The 16,628-nt window shown below is 71.2% G+C and carries 10 protein-coding genes; 5 read left to right on the top strand and 5 right to left on the bottom strand.

The genetic code is table 11. From position 1 onward, the window contains the following. Positions 1-478: 478 nt before the first annotated feature. Both eccCa and ACZ6SD_RS15820 read right to left on the bottom strand, forming a co-directional pair. The gene (gene eccCa, locus ACZ6SD_RS15825) at positions 479-4,471 is read right to left on the bottom strand and encodes a type VII secretion protein EccCa (RefSeq protein ID WP_465317650.1); all 3,993 of its coding nucleotides are present in this window, start codon (positions 4,469-4,471) and stop codon (positions 479-481) included. 42 nt (positions 4,472-4,513) lie between these two features. Continuing rightward, a complete protein-coding gene (locus tag ACZ6SD_RS15820) occupies positions 4,514-5,221 on the bottom strand; it encodes a hypothetical protein (protein ID WP_465317649.1) in 708 nt (235 codons plus the stop codon). Positions 5,222-5,386: 165 nt separating this feature from the next. Here ACZ6SD_RS15820 and eccD point away from each other — a divergent pair, with 165 nt between their 5' ends. Together eccD and mycP are read left to right on the top strand one after the other, a co-directional pair. Beyond that, positions 5,387-6,778, top strand: a complete 1,392-nt coding sequence (gene eccD, locus ACZ6SD_RS15815; RefSeq protein WP_465317648.1) for a type VII secretion integral membrane protein EccD — start codon at positions 5,387-5,389, stop codon at positions 6,776-6,778. A gap of 13 nt (positions 6,779-6,791) precedes the next feature. Next, on the top strand, positions 6,792-8,210 hold the full coding sequence (mycP, locus tag ACZ6SD_RS15810; protein WP_465317647.1) for a type VII secretion-associated serine protease mycosin: 1,419 nt from the start codon (positions 6,792-6,794) through the stop codon (positions 8,208-8,210). 30 nt (positions 8,211-8,240) lie between these two features. Here the strand turns inward: mycP and ACZ6SD_RS15805 are convergent, their stop codons facing one another. The 3 genes from ACZ6SD_RS15805 to eccB all read right to left on the bottom strand — a co-directional run bounded on the left by ACZ6SD_RS15805 (position 8,241) and on the right by eccB (position 11,803). Beyond that, entirely contained in the window at positions 8,241-9,773 is a 1,533-nt protein-coding gene (locus ACZ6SD_RS15805; protein WP_465317646.1) for a WXG100 family type VII secretion target, read from the bottom strand. A gap of 11 nt (positions 9,774-9,784) precedes the next feature. Further along, on the bottom strand, positions 9,785-10,099 hold the full coding sequence (locus tag ACZ6SD_RS15800; RefSeq protein WP_465317645.1) for a hypothetical protein: 315 nt from the start codon (positions 10,097-10,099) through the stop codon (positions 9,785-9,787). A 72-nt stretch (positions 10,100-10,171) separates the two neighbouring features. Then, positions 10,172-11,803 (bottom strand): type VII secretion protein EccB, encoded by a 1,632-nt coding sequence (gene eccB, locus ACZ6SD_RS15795; RefSeq protein WP_465317644.1) that lies wholly within the window; start codon positions 11,801-11,803, stop codon positions 10,172-10,174. A 425-nt stretch (positions 11,804-12,228) separates the two neighbouring features. On the opposite strand from eccB, the gene eccE reads away from it, so the two are divergent. From eccE to ACZ6SD_RS15780, 3 genes are all read left to right on the top strand, one after another. After that, positions 12,229-13,413, top strand: coding sequence for a type VII secretion protein EccE (gene eccE, locus ACZ6SD_RS15790; RefSeq protein WP_465317660.1), 1,185 nt, complete (start codon positions 12,229-12,231; stop codon positions 13,411-13,413). Positions 13,414-13,483: 70 nt separating this feature from the next. Next, positions 13,484-14,215 carry a hypothetical protein gene (locus ACZ6SD_RS15785; protein ID WP_091454188.1) on the top strand — a complete coding sequence of 244 codons (732 nt, stop codon included), beginning with the start codon at positions 13,484-13,486 and terminating at the stop codon, positions 14,213-14,215. Positions 14,216-14,906: 691 nt separating this feature from the next. Next, entirely contained in the window at positions 14,907-16,463 is a 1,557-nt protein-coding gene (locus tag ACZ6SD_RS15780) for a S8 family peptidase (protein WP_465317643.1), read from the top strand. Positions 16,464-16,628 lie beyond the last annotated feature (165 nt).

The raw sequence follows: 16,628 nt of genomic DNA, 5'->3' as shown, positions 1-16,628 counted from the left end.
CCTTCGGCCCCACGACCACGGCAAGTTTAGGGATCTTCCTTCACCCCCAAAGAAACCACTCCACCCCATCGAGCACCTGGCGAGCCTCGGTGCGGTTTAGCAGGTGCTCGGGTTCGCCGCTCGGTCCGCCCCCCGTCACCCACTGGGCGAGCCCTGAGTGCCAAGCCAGGTGGCCGGGTGGCCGGGGTCTGGGGGCAACCGGGGTACCGCCTTGGTTCCCTACGCCCGCCAAGTGCTGGATCGGGTGGAGTGGTTTCTTCGGGGGAGAAGGAAGATCGCTAAGCTGGCTGCGCGTGTGAGGCCGTAGGCATCCCACCCGTCTTTCACACGGCGATCTTCCTTCGTAGGGGCCCCGAAGAAACCACTCCACCCGATCCAGCCCCACCAAACAGCAGCCCCACAGCCAGCAAGGGCGAAGCCCGGGGCCGCGTGATGACATGCGGCCCCGGGCTTCGGTCGTAGTGGGTTGCTCCGGGGGTTACTCCGGGGGAATCCAAGCGACGTGCATGAGGGCTTGGCCGACCTTGCGGCTGACCAACGTGCCTCGGCCGGGGGGCATGGGGGACGGCTTGACGGTGCCCAGGAGGGCGCCTTCGTCCTTGCTGCCGCTCATGACCAGGCCGGGGCTGGCGATTTCGCGGAGTTTGCCCAGGACCGGGTCGAACATGGCGCGGGCTGCGCCGCCGGAGCGGCGGACGGCTATGACGTGGAGGCCGACGTCTTTTGCCTGGGGGAGGAACTCGGCGATGGGTTGGAGGGGGTTGTTGCCCTGGGTGGCCACCAAGTCGTAGTCGTCAACGATGAGGAACAGTTCTGGGCCCTTCCACCATGAACGGTTCTTCAGCTGCTCCTGGGTCACGTCCGGGCCCGGTAGGCGCTTGAGCATGGAGCCGCGGACGTCCTTGATGACGTCGCTGAGTTGGTTGGACGACACCGCGTAGCTCAGGAGGTGGTCGGTGTTGATGAAGCCGAGCATGGTGCGGCGGTAGTCGACCAGGATGATGACGGCTTCCTTGGGCGTGTACCGGTCCATGATGCCGCGCACGATGGTGCGCAGCAGGTTTGTCTTACCGGACTCGCCCTCGGCGAAGGCGAGGAAGTGGGGCTCGTTGTCCAGGTCCAGGTAGACCGGGGCGAGGTCGTTCTCGTCAACGCCGATGGGGATGAGCTTGGTGTCGCGGCGCTGGTCCTGGGCCAGCAGGTCCTCGTACGGCAGGACCTCCGGCAGCAGCCGCACCTTCGGGGCGCCGCGGCCGCGCCAGGCGGCCTTGATGCGGGCCACCGCGTCCTGGACGCCGGTGGCGACGTCGTCGGCGTTGCTGGAGCCGTCGATCCGGGGCAGGCCGGTGAGGAAGTGCAGCTTGTCCCGGGAAAGGCCGCGGCCGGGGCGGCCCGCTGGGACGTTCACCGCGGTGCGACGGTCCACATCGGACTCGCTGGGGTCACCGAGGCGCAACTCGAACCGGGTGCCGAGCAGGTCCTTGAGGGCCGGGCGGATCTCGGCCCAGCGGTTGGCCGCCACGATCACGTGGATGCCGAAGGACAGGCCCTGCGCGGCGAGGTTGACGACCTGCATCTCCAGAGACTCGAACTCCTGCCGGAAGTTCAGCCAGCCGTCCACGATGAGGAACACGTCGCCGAACGGGTCGTCCTGGAGTTCGCCGCGGCGCTTGCGGTTGCGGAAGTCGGTCATCGAGTCGATGCCCAGGTCGCGGAACCGCTGCTCGCGCTCGGCCACCAGGCCGCTGACCTCGGCCACCATGCGGCGGGCCTTGTCCGGGTCGATACGCCCGGCGACGCCGCCGACGTGCGGCAGCCCCTCCAGCGTGCCCAGCGTTCCACCACCGAGGTCGAGGCAGTAGAACTGCACCTCTTCCGCGGTGTGCGTCAGCGCCATGGACATGATCAGGGTGCGCAGCAGCATCGACTTGCCCGACTGCGGGCCGCCCGCGATCGCGGCGTGACCGGCGGCGCCGGAGAAGTCCGCCCACAGCAGGTCGCGGCGCTGCTCGAAGGGCTTGTCGATGATGCCCAGCGGCACCTGGAGCCGCCCGTTGCCGTAGAACCCGACCGGCGACAGGCCCCGGTCCTCGGTGGGCTGCAACGGCGGGAACAGCGTGTCCAGCGAGTTCGGCTCGTTCAGCGGCGGCAGCCACACCTCGTGCGCGGGCGGGCCCTGGCCCACGAGCCTGCCGACGATCACGTCCAGCTCGCTGGCCTCGTGGCCGCCCTCGGGCTTCTTCTCCTCCTTGGGCGCCTCGACCGGCTTCTCGGGCTCCTTGGGGATTTCCACGTAGTCCGGGACGAACAGCTTCGCGCGCCGGTCGCCGCTGACCGCCGCGGCCGGGCCCGCCACCTGCATACCGGCGGGCCGGTAAGGACCGGACACATAGGACGCTTTGAAGCGCACCATGGTGCTCGTGTCGAACTTGAGGTAGCCCGAGCCGGGGATCGAGGGCAGCTCGAACGCGTCGGGCACGCCGATCGCCGCGCGGGATTCGGCCGCGGAGAACGTTTTCAGACCGATCCGGTACGACAGGTGCGAGTCGAGGCCGCGCAGCTTGCCCTCTTCCAGGCGCTGCGAGGCGAGCAGCATGTGCATCTGCAGCGACCGGCCCAACCGTCCGATCGCGACGAACAGGTCGATGAAGTCCGGCTTGGCTGCGAGCAGTTCGGAGAACTCGTCCACCACGATGAACAGCGCGGGCAGCGGGTCGAGGTCGGCGCCGTTCTCGCGCGCTTTCTCGTATTCCCAGACGTTCTTGAAGTTGCCGCCGTTCTTGAGCGCCTCCTGGCGGCGGTTCATCTCGCCCGCGAGGGCGTCCTTCATGCGGTCGACCAGGGTCAGGTCGCCTTGCAGGTTGGTGATCGTCGCGGCGACGTGCGGGGCGCCGTCGAGGCCGAGGAAGGTCGCGCCACCCTTGAAGTCGACCAGGATGAAGTTCAGCGTCGTGGACGAGTGCGTGGCGAGCATGCCCAGCACGAGCGTGCGCAGGAACTCCGACTTACCGGAACCGGTCGCGCCGATGCACAGGCCGTGCGGGCCCATGCCCTCCATGGCCGCTTCCTTGATGTCCAGCTCGACGGCCTGGCCGAACTCGCCGATGCCGAACGGCACCCGGTACCGGTCGCGGACCGGCCGCGGCCGCCACGCCTGCTGCACGTCGAAGGTCATCGGGTCGCCGGGGATGCCCAGCAGCTCCAGCAGCGTCGGGTTCGACAGCAGCGGCTCCTCGTCGCCAGCGTCCGCGGCGGCGGCGCCGAGCCGGTACGGGGAAAGCTTGCGCGCCAACGCTTCCGCCTCGGCCACGGTGAGCGTGTCCGGGCGGGCGAACCACTCGACGCCGCTGGCGCTGCGCGCGCCGAGCCGCTCCTGCTCGACCACCAGGCGCAGGCCGCGCCGGGCGGTGAGGTTGCCGAGGCTGTCGGACAGGTCCATCAGCGTGACGCCGACCAGGCCTTCCTCCAGGATGATCTGCTCCTCGCGGGTGACGTCGCCGTCATCGATGACGATCACCACGTGCGGCTGGTCCGGCTGCGGCGGGGCGTTGCGGGTGAACCGCTGCCGGTCGCGCAGCTCGTCGTCGAGCCATTCCTCGATCTGGGCGAGCGACCCGGCCATCATCCGCAGCTGGCCGATGCCGTCGGCGAGCGTGGGGTGCTGGGCGTGCGGCAGCCACTTCGCCCATTCCCACTCCTGCTTGGCCTTGCCCGCGGTGACCACGGCGACCAGCACGTCGTCGGGCGTGTGGAAGGTCACAAGCTGGGCCAGCAGCGCGCGGGCGAGCCCCCGGGTCAGCTCCTTGTCGCCGCTGAGCCCGACCGCGGCGAAGCCGCGGATGGCGACCTGGATGGGCAGCTCGGGGACGATGGAGTGCGCGCGCACGAACCGGCGCAGCGCCAGCGTGGCGATCGGCTCAAGCTCGTCCACCGGGCCGGTCTGCGGCGGGACGAGCCGGGTGGCCAGCCGCTGCGAGCCGCGGCCTGCGCGCAGGTGGCAGAAGTCGGCGTCGGCCTGGCGGCGCTCCCACATGCGCCTGCTGGTCGCGATCGACCACAGCGCCTGCGGGTCGGGGTGGGTCCACTCCAGCGACGCGCGCTGGTCGAGGGCGGCCTCGCGGGCGCGGTCGCGCATCTGGCCGAGGTAGCGCAGGTAGTCCTTGCGGTCCTCGTTCATCTCGGCCTTCTTCTGGCCGCCGCCCCGACCGCCCATGCCGCCCGCCATCATGCCCACGGTCGACATCAGGAACATGCCGCCGAAGAGCAGGGACGAGGGATTGCGCCCGCCCACGACGAACATGAAGGCCATCATGCCGACCGAGGCCACGATCATCACCGCGGGCAGCAGCTTCATGACGATGTTGCCCGGGATGACGCGCGGGACCTCCGGCGGCGGCTCCAGGTGGACCTCGCCGCCCGGCTGTCGGGGCGCGGAAAGGCGGGGCGAACGCTTGAACTGCAGCGTGCTCACCGGGCGGACACCTCTTTAACTCGACTGCTGCTGGGGGAGAAACTACCGAACCGCATGCCGGTCACCTGCCGGGTCGGCCGAACCGGGCGCGCCAGCCGCCGCGAGCGAGCCGACCAGCGCGGCCACGAACAGCACGGCCAGGCCGATCGAGGCGCCGCCGCGGCCGGACACGACGAGGAAGTAGAGCAGAGCGGCGGAGAACGCGACGACCACCGCGCCGACGGCGAACCGCGCCGGGTTTGGCAGCCGCAGCCCGACCTGGAACACCACGGCGGCGAGCAGGAACAGCCCGCCGAACAGCAGCGACGCCGTGTCGCCGCGCGCGGCGACGAACAGCTGCGCGGTGAGCCCGCCCGCGAAGCCCGCGGCGGTCACTCCCAGGATCGCGGCCAGCCCGGCCTCGGACATGCCCCGCGCGGGGGCGCGTGCGGTCAGCGCGACGGCGGCGACTAAAAACACCAGTCCGAACATCAGCGAGTTGGTGTTGTGCCCGCCCTGGACGAACATCAGCCCCATCATCGCGGCGGCGGCCACCGCCAGCACGACCCCGAGCCCGATCCGGCCCGCCAGCGCCCGGCCCGCTGGCGACAGCGCCAACGCGGCCAGCGCCGCCAGGTAGACGACACCGGGCGTCAGCGCGACCGGGTCCCTGCCCGCCAGCGTGAACATGAACGCCGTCATGCCCACGGCGGCCAACGCCACCAGCGCGACAAACAACCGGTACACCGGATCAGCGACCCGTACGGACACGACTTCCCCCACCCCTCGCGGACGCCCTCACGGCGACTTCTGCCGAACCGCCGCACTCGGCGATACCGGTGCGGCCATACTAGGACCGATCCCGGCGCGCCCGGGGTCGATTCAGGCACACCTGTGGATAACTCGAACGACCTGTGGACAACAAGGGGGCAGGCGGTGGCAACCGGTACGACCGTGTTCAGCCGGGTGACGGTGGTCGCGCCGAGGACGCGCATCGACGTCGCGCTTCCGGCGGACGTCTCGGTGGCTGATCTGCTGCCGATGCTGCTGGAGATGGCGAAGGAGACCACCCCCGACGGCGGCGCCCGCCACGGCGGCTGGTGCCTGGCCAAGCTGGGCGACAACCCGCTCGACCCGAGCCGCACGCTCGGCTCGCTCGGCATCGTCGACGGCGACATGCTCCAGCTGCGCAAGCGCGCGGAGAACCCGCCGCCGCCGCTGTACGACGACGTGGTCGACGCGATCGCGGAGTCCGCGCCGGACAGCTACCGGCCGTGGACGAAGGAGACCGCCAACCGGATCGGGCACATCGCGGGCGCGCTCGCCCTGATCCTGGCCGCGGTCGCGGTGTTCATGGCGGGCCCGCTGTTCGGCGGCGGCAACATCGGCCCGGCGATCACCGCTGGCACGGGCGCGGTCATCGCGGTCGCGCTCGGCGCGGTCATCGCCCGCGCGTACCAGGCGAAGACGACCGGCGTGCTGATCGCCGCGGCGGGCGGGCTGCCGCTGGCGTTCGTCAGCGGCCTGTCGATCGTGCCCGGCGTGCCCGGCCGGGCGAGCCTGCTGCTGGCCTGCGCGCTGGTGCTGATCGTCGCCTCGGCGGCGATCATGCTGATCGGCGCGGGCATCACGACCTTCGTCGCCGCGGGCACCGCCGCCGCGCTCGGCGTGGTCGCCTTCGCGGTGGCGACGCTGATCGCGCACCCGGCCCCGGGCATCGGCGCGGGCGCGGCGGCGGTGGCGCTCGGCGCGCTGTCGGTGCTGCCCCGGCTGACCATCCAGCTCGCCCGGCTGCCGCTGCCGAACGTGCCGGGCAGCGCGGAGGACCTCAAAGAGGACACCGGTTTCCCGGACTACCGCTCCATCGAGCGCCGCGCGGGCCTGGCGCACGAGTACATGACCGGCATGATCATCGGCTGTGGCGCGGCCGCCGCGGTCGGCGCGGTGATCTCGGCGTCGTCCCCGGAGGTCTGGGGCGTCATCCTCGGCGTGGTCGCCACTTTGGTGCTGCTGCTGCGCGCCCGCACCTACGCCAACGGCAGCCAGGCGATCGCGCTGCTGGCCACCGGGATGGTCGCCGCGGCGGGCATCCTGATGGGCTGGCTGACCTCGGCCGACACGTTCAGCAGGCTGCTGTGGGTCTTCGGCGCGCTCGTGCTGATCGGGGCCGGGGCGCTGGTGCTCGGCGTGATCTTCCCCGAGCAGCGCTTCTCGCCGCCGCTGCGCCGCTCGGTTGAGGTCTTCGAGGCGATCTGCATCGCGATCGTGCTGCCGCTGGCGCTGGCGGTCATGGACCTGTACGCCACCCTGCGCCACGTCACTTTCTGAGGTCTGGGGCAAGATGCGCAGGATCACCACGAGGGTCGCGGCGCTCGTCGGCGCCGCCACCCTGGCCATGGCGTTGCCGGTGCCCGCCGTGGCCCAGCAGGCCCAGCAGCCGGACTCGATGGCCAAGCCGCCGCCGCTGCCGCCGAACATCACGATCCCCAACGACATGACCCCGGACGCGGCCTACGAGAAAACCAAAGAGTGCATCGGCTCGCTTGGCCAAGGCGTCGACCTGAAGAACATGCCGTGGGGCCAGATGCAACTGCGGTTCAGCGACCTGCACCGGTTCGCCACCGGCAAGGGGCAGAAGGTCGCGGTGATCGACACCGGAGTGTCGCCGCACCCGCACTTCGGCGGCCGGGTGATCGGCGGCGGCGACCTGGTCGTCCCAGCGGAGAGCGGCCTCAAGGACTGCGACGGGCACGGCACCGAGGTCGCGGGCATCATCGCCGCCAACCCGCCCGCGGACAGCGCCATCTCCTTCCGCGGCATCGCCCCGGACGCGCAGATCGTCTCGATCCGCCAGTCCAGCGCCAACTACGAGGGCGCGCGCGGGGCGGAGGGCCGCAAGCAGACCGCGGGCACGCTGGAGACGCTGGCCAAGGCCGTGGTGGCAGCGGCCAGGCAGGGCGTCGGCGTCATCAACATGTCGGTCGACAACTGCCGCCCGGTGTCCCAGGGCCCGATCACCGCCGCCGAGCAGCAGTTGCAGGCCGCGCTGCGGTACGCCTACGAGCAGGAGGACGTCGTCCTCGTCGCGTCGGCGGGCAACACCGGCGAGCACGGCTGCCCGGACCAGCGCAACGGCACCGACCCCAACCGGCCGACGCACATCGTGACCCCGCCGTGGTTCTCCGACTACGTGATCTCGGTGGCCGCCATGCAGCGCAACGGCGACCCGGCCCCGTTCTCCGTGCAGGGCCCGTGGGTCACCGTCGCCGCGCCGGGCACCGAGATCATCTCGCTGGACCCGGCCACCGGCGGCCTGGCCAACCTCCAGGTGCAGGAAAACGGGAGCCAGAACCCCATTCAGGGCACCAGTTTCGCCGCCCCGTACGTCGCGGGCCTGGCGGCGCTGATCCGGGAGCGCTTCCCGCACCTGACCGCCCAGCAGGTCACCGAGCGGATCAAGGTGACCGCCTCGCACCCGGCGGCCCCCGGCGGCCGGGACAACCTGGTCGGCCACGGCATGATCAACCCGATCGGCGCGCTCACCACGCTGATCCCCAGCGAGCAGGGCGTCGCGCCGGACCCCGCGCTGGACATCAAGGCGAACCTGCCCGCGGCCGAGGTCAAGAACTGGGCGCCCATGCAGGTCGCGCTCATCGGGTCCGGCGGCGGCGTGGTCCTGCTGCTGCTGACCCTGTTCATCGTGCACACCGTCCGCCGGGTCCGCGGCGACGGGAAGGACGACGCGCGCGGAATGGCGTGACCAGCCCGATTCCCCGTCAGCCGAGCCCCGTCAGTCGTCCTCGCCGATGACTGACGGGGACGCCTTGGTCGGCTTGCCGAAGATGTCCTGCGGGTCGCCGACGACGCGGCTGCGGGACTTGTGCTCGGTGTCGCCGCTCTGCTGACCGCCCATGCCGCCCATCATCGGCATCCCGCCGACCAGCCCCCCGCCGCCGCGGTGGCCGCCGTCGGCCGCGGCCGCCGCGGCACCCGCGCCAGCGGGCATGCCGCCCGCCCTGCCGGGCAGGGCCTCGCCCGCGGTGACGTAGCCGCCGGGCTGCGGGGCGGGCGCGGTGGGCGGGGTCGAGGGAGTGGCGGGCACGGGACCGCCGCCGATTCCACCGCCACCGCCACCACTGCCTCCACCGCCGCCCATGAGGGCGTCGGGCGCGCCTGCCGGAGTCGAGTCGGAATTGCCGCCGGGCACCGCGACGACCGGGGTGTCCACTTGGAACGACCAGTTGTCGTCGGGGAAGGTGTGCGCCATCGTGATCTTGTCGAAGACCTGGGACCCGTCGATGCCGTCGCACAGGCGCACCAGGGCTTCCAGGATCTGCCGGACCGCCTCGAACAGCTCGCGGGTCGGGCGGTGCACGTGGTCGAGGTACTGCCGGGTGCGCTCCTCGCCCTGCACCGGCACGACCAGCGACTGGGAACCGCTCTCTGCCGCGTCGGCCAGCACGCCCGCCATGTCCTGCACGATCTCGCGGATGCCGTCCGCGGTCGCGTCGAGCACCTCGCCCATCGCGGCCATCGCGTCGGACATGTCGTGCCCAGCGAGCCCGACCCGGTTCATGTAGTCGATGAACGAGTCCGCGTCGGCCCCCTGCCACGCGGAATCCAAGCCGCCCAAGGGTTTGGTGAGGTTGTCGGCGACCTCTTCCGCACGAGCGCCCGCGGTCCGCCAGCGCTCGGCCTCGGCGTGCATGTCGCTCCACCGGCCCACCACCGGCGCGAAGTACTCCTCGACCGGGTCCGGAACGCCCAGCTCGCGGCAGAGCCTGCTCAGGAAGTCCAAATAGGACTCGACGTTCGCCTGGATGTCGGCCCCGTCCGGCCCACCCGGCGCCTGCCCGATCAGCGAACGCCGATCCGGCGAACCCGGGTCCTGGCCAATCAGGGAACGCCGGTCCACCGCGTCCGGGTCCTGACCAATCAACGACCGCCGGTCCCCAGCATCCGGGTCAACGCCGATCAACGAACGCCGATCCCCAACGTCCGGATCTTGCCCGATCAGCGACCGCCGATCCGGCGAAGCAGGGTCCTGGCCGATCAGGGAACGCCGATCCAGCGCATCCGGGTCCTGACCAACCAGCGACCGCCGGTCCTCGGCGCCCGGGTCAACGCCGATCAGCGAATCCCGCCCCAAGGCGCCGGGGTCCTGGCCGATCAGCGAACCCAGGTCCAGCGCGTCCGGGTCCTGCCCGATCAACGAACGCTGGTCTGGGCCGAGCGCGCCAAAGAAGCCAGCGCCCTCCGAACCGCCGCCGCCATCCCAGGCGGCGCCGTCACCGGTGTCGTCGGCGTTTCGTCCCGTCCGCATCGCCACTCCCCCTACGCCCGGCCGCTGCGCTTGATCGTCGACGCGCCCTCTTCGTCGGACCCCCGGTACTTCTCCGCGACCTGGCCCAGCGCCACCGCCGCGGACTCCAGCGCCTCGACGCCGCGGGTGAGCTGCGCGCGCAGCACCTCGGCCGCCCGCCCGTAGGACTCCGCGGTGCGGACCGTGCGCCCGAGCGCGCCGAACGCCTCGGTGCCCAGCGGCGCGGTGTTCAGCACCTCGGCGCCCTTGGCGAGTTCGTCGGCCGCCTCGGCGACCTTCTTCGCGTACCCGCTCACCCACGCCGGATCGACCCTGATCGCGACCATGGTGCGCACCCTCCTGCCGACGCCGAAATCTCCCCTCTGACGGTAAGGGGTCGGCGCCGGTTCCCCCAGGGGTCAGCCGCCCCCGGGCTGCGGCTGGGCCTGGGGCTGCGGTTGCGGCTGGGTCGAGGGGAACTGGCCGGGCTGGACCGGCACCACGTCGTAGGTCTGCAAGACGTCCCGGGTGTTCAAGGACGCGCCGTTGGGCAGCAGCCGCATGATCGCGTCCGGCGCGGGAAGCTGGTTGTTCAGGCCGAGCGCGGCGGCGGTGCGCGCGTCCGGCACGCCGAACTTCACGCCGCGGTCGGAGACCAGGTAGATCGGGCCGGTGGCGAAGTCCTGTTCGGACGTCGCGCCGCGGACCACGGCCGCGCGGCCGGGCGGCATGTAGAACCAGTCCAGGCGCTGGCCGTCCGCGCTGGGGCTGCTGATCGCGACGGACTTGGGCTGCCCGTTGGCGTTGCGCGGCACCGGAAGCTGCTTGCCGACGTGCACCTTGGTGTGCTGGGTGGCGCTGGGGCCCTCGCCGACGATGTTCCAGCCCAGGCACGCCACCGGGTAGTTCGCCGGGCTCAGCGCCTCGGGGACGACGGCGGGGAAACTGCTGTCATCGATCTGCCCGCCACCCGAAGTCGGGATCTGGTCCGGGCGGACCTTGGCGATCTCGGCGCCGCCCGCGGTCGAGGTGAAGCGGATCAGGTCGGCGGTGGTCTTCTTGATCTCCTGCACGCTGTTCTGCAGGACCACGTAGTAGACGAACTGCCCGGCGCGCTCGATCTGCACGACCGAGCCGACCGGCAGGCCGTTGACGTCGACCTCGCTGCGGCCGCCGGAGTTCGGGATCGGCGGCGGGGTCAGCGCGGGCGCCTCGGGGATCGCGTTGAGCAGGCCGGTGGTGATCTGCCGGATGGCGTCGTCGCGCAGGTTCAGCGCCGCGCGCACGTTGCCCTTGCTCATGTCGACCTCGGCGCGCACGGTGTTGGCGTTCTTGATGTTCGCCGTCGCGGGCGTGCGGTAGACCAGGTACGTCTTCTTGGTCGAGGACTGCACCAGCAGCGCCTCGTTCTCGGCGAGTTCCGGGCCGAGGTTCTTCTCGCCGCCCAAAACCGTGGTCTCGATTTTGTCCTCGCTGGCCGGGTCCTTGAGGCTCGGGTCCAGCTTGTACTCGTCGCAGACCGTCCAGTCGCTGCCGATCCGCTGCCCCTCCTCGGGCAGCAGGTGCGGGCCGTTCTGGATGCCGGTGAGGCGGTCACGCGGGATGTCGACCAGCTTGTCGTCCGGGATGACCTCGACCGGGGCGGCCTGCTGCGCCGCGCCGCCCGCGTTGGTCTGGCTGCCCGCGGGCTGCTCGCCGCCGGAGTTGGAGCGCGCCAGCAGGATCAGCCGCGCCGAGGCGAGGTTGAAGGTCGGGACGAGGACGGTGCCCTTGTCCGTGTTGGTCAGCAGCACGTAGACCGCGCCGGAGGGCTTCGCCACGATGATCCCGGGCGTGGTCGGGACCTTCGGCGCTGGACTGAGCAACCCGAAGATCAGGAAGCCGATCACCCCCACCGCGGCGATGCAGATCCCGACGATGGTCGCCCGCGAGTGCGTGCGCATCGGATCGTGGAGCATCACCGCGTCCTTGCGGACCAGTGCCGACTGCATCCTTCGCAGTACGAAGCGGTATGCCTGAACCTGAGACTTTGTAGTCGGTGTTGATGGCATTCTCGGCCTGCTGCTCTCCCCGTCGCGGTACCGTTCCGCAGGATAGCCGTACCGCGCATGCCACATGAGGGTTCTCCGCCAAGCCGGGGCGAACCTTTGGCGCGAAGGCCGCTGAGCAGCATCGATGAGGGGAAGAGAACGAGCGGATGTCCGTGACCACTCCTCCACGACAGGGCCGGACCCCACCGCCACGCCCCCCGGGCCCGGGTGGACCGGGAGGCCCCGGTGGACCAGGCGGGCCGGGCGGACCCGGCGGACCGGGTAGGCCAGGTGGTCCAGGCGGGCCGACCGGACCGGGCGGACCTCCTGGGCCACCCGGACCACCGCCTGGTCGTCCGCCCACCGCGGAACCGCCGCCGAGCGGCCCGCGCACCCGGGTGTCGGCCCGCAGGCGCAACCGGGGCGCGAGCCTGGGCGCGCTGCCGGTGGCCAACCTGGTGGTGCTCGAAGTCGGCGTCGCCATCGGCTTGGTGCTGCTCGCGATCGACCTGAGCCTGGTCTACGTCGCCATCGGCATCGCGGTGGTGGCGCTGGTGATCGCGTTCCTGCGCTGGCGCGGGCGCTGGTTCACCCAGTGGGTCGGACTCACCACCCGCTACACCTTCCGCTCGCACGCCCGGGTCACCCGGCCGCCGAGCCCGGTGACCATGGAGGAGCTGGCCGCGGAGGACGGCGCGACGGTGACCGGCCCGGACGACCCGAGGGTCAACCTGCTGCGGCTGGCCGTGCCGGATCTCGTGGTGGCGCACGCGGTCGACCACGAGCGCAGGCCGCTTGGCCTGGCCTGGCACGAGGGCACCTGGACCGCGGTGCTGCTGGTCGACCCGGCGCCCGCGCTGGTCAGCCAGGTCGGCTCGACGCCGAGCCTGCCGCTGGGCGCGCTCGCGCCGTGCCTGGAGGACCGCGGGGTCGTGCTCGACGCGATCCAGGTCATCTGGCACTGCTACCCGGGCAGCGCGGCCCTGCCGCCGAACTCGCCCGCGCTGGCCTCCTACCTTGAGGTGCTCGGCCCGCTGTCGGCAGCGGCGCGGCGCACCACCTGGGTCGCGGTGCGGCTCGACCCGCGCCGCTGCCCCGCCGCGGTCCGCGAGCGCGGCGGCGGCGTCGTCGGCGCGCACCGCGCCCTCATCGGCGCCCTGTCCCGGGTGCGCAACGCGCTGGAGTCCCGGGGCGTGCCGACCCGCCCGCTGGACCCGGACGAACTGCTCAAGGCCGGGATCTCCTCGGCGGAACTGACCGGAGTCGCCGGGTCCACCAACCGGGTCGCGCTGCGCGAACGCTGGACCGGGGTCACCGCGGCGGGCATCGGGCACGCCAGCTACGCGATCACCGGCTGGCCGCAGGGCAAGCTGGCCAACAGCCTCAACGCGCTCACCGGCGTGCGAGCGCTGTCGGCGACGGTCGCCATGTCGATCTCCCCGGGCAGCGACGACGGGCAGGTGGGGCTGCGCGGCCTCGTCCGGGTCAGCGCTCGCAACCCCGAGGAACTCGGCCACGCCGACGAGCGGCTGACCGCGATCTCCGACCGGCTCGGCATCACCCTGACCCCGCTGCGCGGACTCCAGGTCGCCGGACTGGCCGCCACGCTGCCGCTGGGAGGCAAGGCATGAGCGAGCTTGCGAGCGAATCATTGACACAGGGCGAACACGAGTGGAGCCACCGAACCTGTGAGGTGGCCGCATGAGTGGGTCAAGCAGGCTGCTGGACACCCAGGGCGGGGCTGGTGGCATCGCGCCGGAGTTCCTGGTGTCGCCGGACATGCTGGACGCGATCAGCCCGTCCGGCGACCGGGGCGGCATGGTGCTGGGCTCCGGGCTGCAAGGGGAGCCGCTGACGATCTCGGCGCTGCGCCCGGCGCCGACGCGGATCGTGCTGGTCGGTGGGCTTTATCTGGCTCGACAGGTCGCGCTGCGGGCGATGGCCGTCGGCGCCTGGGTGGTCGTGGCGACTGGCAGGCCCGCCGCGTGGCAGGTGCTGCAGAAGGCCGCGGGCACCGGACCGGACGGGCGGCCCGCGCCGCTGGTACAGATCCGCAGGCTGAGCCCGGTCGAGCTGCCCCGACCGTCGGAGGACGGTCCGCTGCTGGTCGTGCACGACGGCGGGCCCACGCCGCAGGAGCTGTTTCCGCCTCGGTCGCCGTGGCAGACGACGGTGTATGTGCTGCCTTATATGCACCCGCAGGCCGGGGCCACGGCCAATGTGGCCGACCTGGTGCTGTTGCAGCGGCTGCCGGTGGGGCAGGCGCAGTTGGCGGCGCGGATCTGGCGGCTGCCGCCGCCGATGGTGCAGCAGTTGACGACGCTTGCCGATGACCAGGTGGTGGCGTTGGGGAGCAATTTGTGGCGGCCGTTGCGGCTGGTGACCACGCAGAAGGAGCAGCAGATTCTTGGGCCGGTTCGGCGCGGGGATTGAGGTTTGTCGCCCCGGGGGTCGCTCGCGGCTCCCGGGGCTCTGACTCTCTCGGGGTGCTCTGACTCTGCTGTCTGCTCGATGGGGTTCCGCTGGGTTTCGTGGGGTCCGCTCGATGGGGTGGAGTGGTTTCTTCGGGGCCCCTACGAAGGAAGATCGCCCGTGTGAAAGAGGGTGGGAAGCCTCCGGCCTCACACGCGCAGCCAGCTTAGCGATCTTCCTTCTCCCCCGAAGAAACCACTCCACCCCATCGAGCACCTGGCAGCGTTAGGTGCTGCCCGGCAGGAGCGTGGGTTCTCTGGTCCGCTCCCACGGGTGCCTGGCAGCTTTGGGGCCTGCTGGCAGGGTGCTTGGCCTCTCAGGGGGCGCCTTTCCTTGGTCGTCCTTTAAGGAGGGTTAGGGTGCCGGGTGTTTGTGTGATCGCTGGTCAGACGTGCTTAAACTGCGTTGTGACTAAAAGCACAGCAATGCGCACTGCGCCAAATGGCGGCAGCCAATAGCCCTATGAGGGTAATCGGTTGCCAATGGCGCGAGAACTGTTCATAACTGGGCTTGTGGCTCTCTTGCGTTGTTGACCCGGCATTGGTCAATGTGGGGGCGTTCGCGCGAACGACTACCGCATCTCCCCTGGCACGCGGCCCTGAAGTCGAGGGTCAGCCGCCGCGTGCCTTCCCCTGCTGAAGGAGACCGTGCCATGGGTATGTCTCGCGCCAGGTCGCTGCGGCGACTGTCCGGTGTGGGCTTGGCCGCCGCCGCGACCATCGCGGCCGGGGTGGGTTTGGCCGCCCCCGCTTCCGCCGCCGAGGGGCCGGTTCTCGGGGCCGACCGGGCGACCGCCATTCCGGGTAGCTACATCGTCATCCTCAAGGATGCGACGAAGGCCGACGCCCTGGCCGCCAAGCACGGTGGCACGATCAGGCAGCGGTACTCCACCGTGGCGCGGGGCTACGCGGCTGCGATGTCGGAGCGGCAGGCCAGGCGGCTGGCCGCCGATCCCGCCGTGGCCTACGTCGAGGCCGACCAGACCGTGAGCCTGAGCGCCGACCAGATCAACCCGCCGTCGTGGGGGCTGGACCGGATCGACCAGCGCGACCTGCCGTTGGACAGCAAGTACTCGTACGCGAGCACCGGGACGGGCGTGAACGCCTACGTCATCGACACCGGCATCAACTTCGGCCACGCCGAGTTCGGCGGCCGCGCGGTCAGCGGCATCGACACCGTCGACAACGACAGCGACGCCACCGACTGCCAGGGCCACGGCACGCACGTCTCGGGCACCATCGGCGGCAGCACCTACGGCGTGGCCAAGGGCGTCAAGCTGATCGGCGTGCGGGCGCTCAACTGCCAGGGCTCCGGGTCGACCTCCGGGGTCATCGCGGGCGTCGACTGGGTCACCGCGAACCACGTCAAGCCCGCCGTGGCCAACATGAGCCTCGGCGGTCCCGTCTCGACCGCCCTGGACCAGGCAGTGCAGCGGGCCATCGCGGCCGGGGTGACGTTCGCGGTCGCCGCAGGCAATTCCGGCGCCAACGCGTGCAACTACTCGCCCGCGCGGGTGCCCGAGGCGCTGTCGGTGAGCGCGAGCACCCGCACCGACGCGCGCGCGAGCTTCTCCAACTACGGCACCTGCACCGACCTGTTCGCCCCCGGCGAGGGCATCACCTCGGCGTGGATCGGCGGCAGCACCGCCAGCCGGACGCTCAACGGCACCTCGATGGCCGCCCCGCACGTCGCGGGCGCCGCCGCGCTCTACCTGGGCGCCAACCCCTCGGCCAGCCCGGCGACGGTGAACTCGGCCATCATCACCGCCGCGACCACCGGCAAGATCACCAACCCGGGCACCGGCTCGCCGAACCGCCTGCTCTACACCGGTTCCGGCGGCACCACCCCGCCGCCCACCGGCTGCGCCCCGGCCAGCAACGGGACCGACGTGTCCATTCCGGACGCGGGGGCCGCGGTGACCAGCTCCATCACGATCTCCGGCTGCGCGGGCAACGCGAGCTCGTCGAGCACGATCGCGGTCAACATCGTGCACACCTACCGCGGCGACCTCGTGGTCGACCTGGTCGCCCCGGACGGCTCGGCGTACCGGCTGAAGAACTCCAGCTCGTCGGACTCGGCGGACAACGTGAACGCCACCTACACCGCGAACCTGTCCGGTGAGGCCGCCAACGGCGTCTGGAAGCTCCAGGTCCGCGACGTCTACAGCGTCGACACCGGCTACATCAACACCTGGACGCTGGACCTGTAGTCGCCGCACGCTCTACGAATACCACCGGAATCACCCCGGGAACCACGGTTCCCGGGGTGATTCTTTTCTCTTTACCAAAAAAGTCTCCGATGCTTACGATCTTCGTCGCTGGAATACGCCGAACACCCGCCGAACGGGCCAGAACGGTCGATTCGGACACTTTTC

The sequence above is a fragment of the Actinokineospora sp. NPDC051303 genome (genome assembly GCF_055586285.1).
Note: the sequence above shows the minus strand (reverse complement) of the source record. Positions and strands in the feature narration are given on the sequence as shown.

Coding starts and splice junctions, on each gene's coding strand:
- ACZ6SD_RS15805 (WP_465317646.1), bottom strand. CDS start 9,773: ATGCGGACGGGACGAAACGCCGACGACACCGGTGACGGCGCCGCCTGG.
- ACZ6SD_RS15785 (WP_091454188.1), top strand. CDS start 13,484: ATGAGTGGGTCAAGCAGGCTGCTGGACACCCAGGGCGGGGCTGGTGGC.
- mycP (WP_465317647.1), top strand. CDS start 6,792: ATGCGCAGGATCACCACGAGGGTCGCGGCGCTCGTCGGCGCCGCCACC.
- ACZ6SD_RS15780 (WP_465317643.1), top strand. CDS start 14,907: ATGGGTATGTCTCGCGCCAGGTCGCTGCGGCGACTGTCCGGTGTGGGC.
- eccB (WP_465317644.1), bottom strand. CDS start 11,803: ATGCCATCAACACCGACTACAAAGTCTCAGGTTCAGGCATACCGCTTC.
- ACZ6SD_RS15800 (WP_465317645.1), bottom strand. CDS start 10,099: ATGGTCGCGATCAGGGTCGATCCGGCGTGGGTGAGCGGGTACGCGAAG.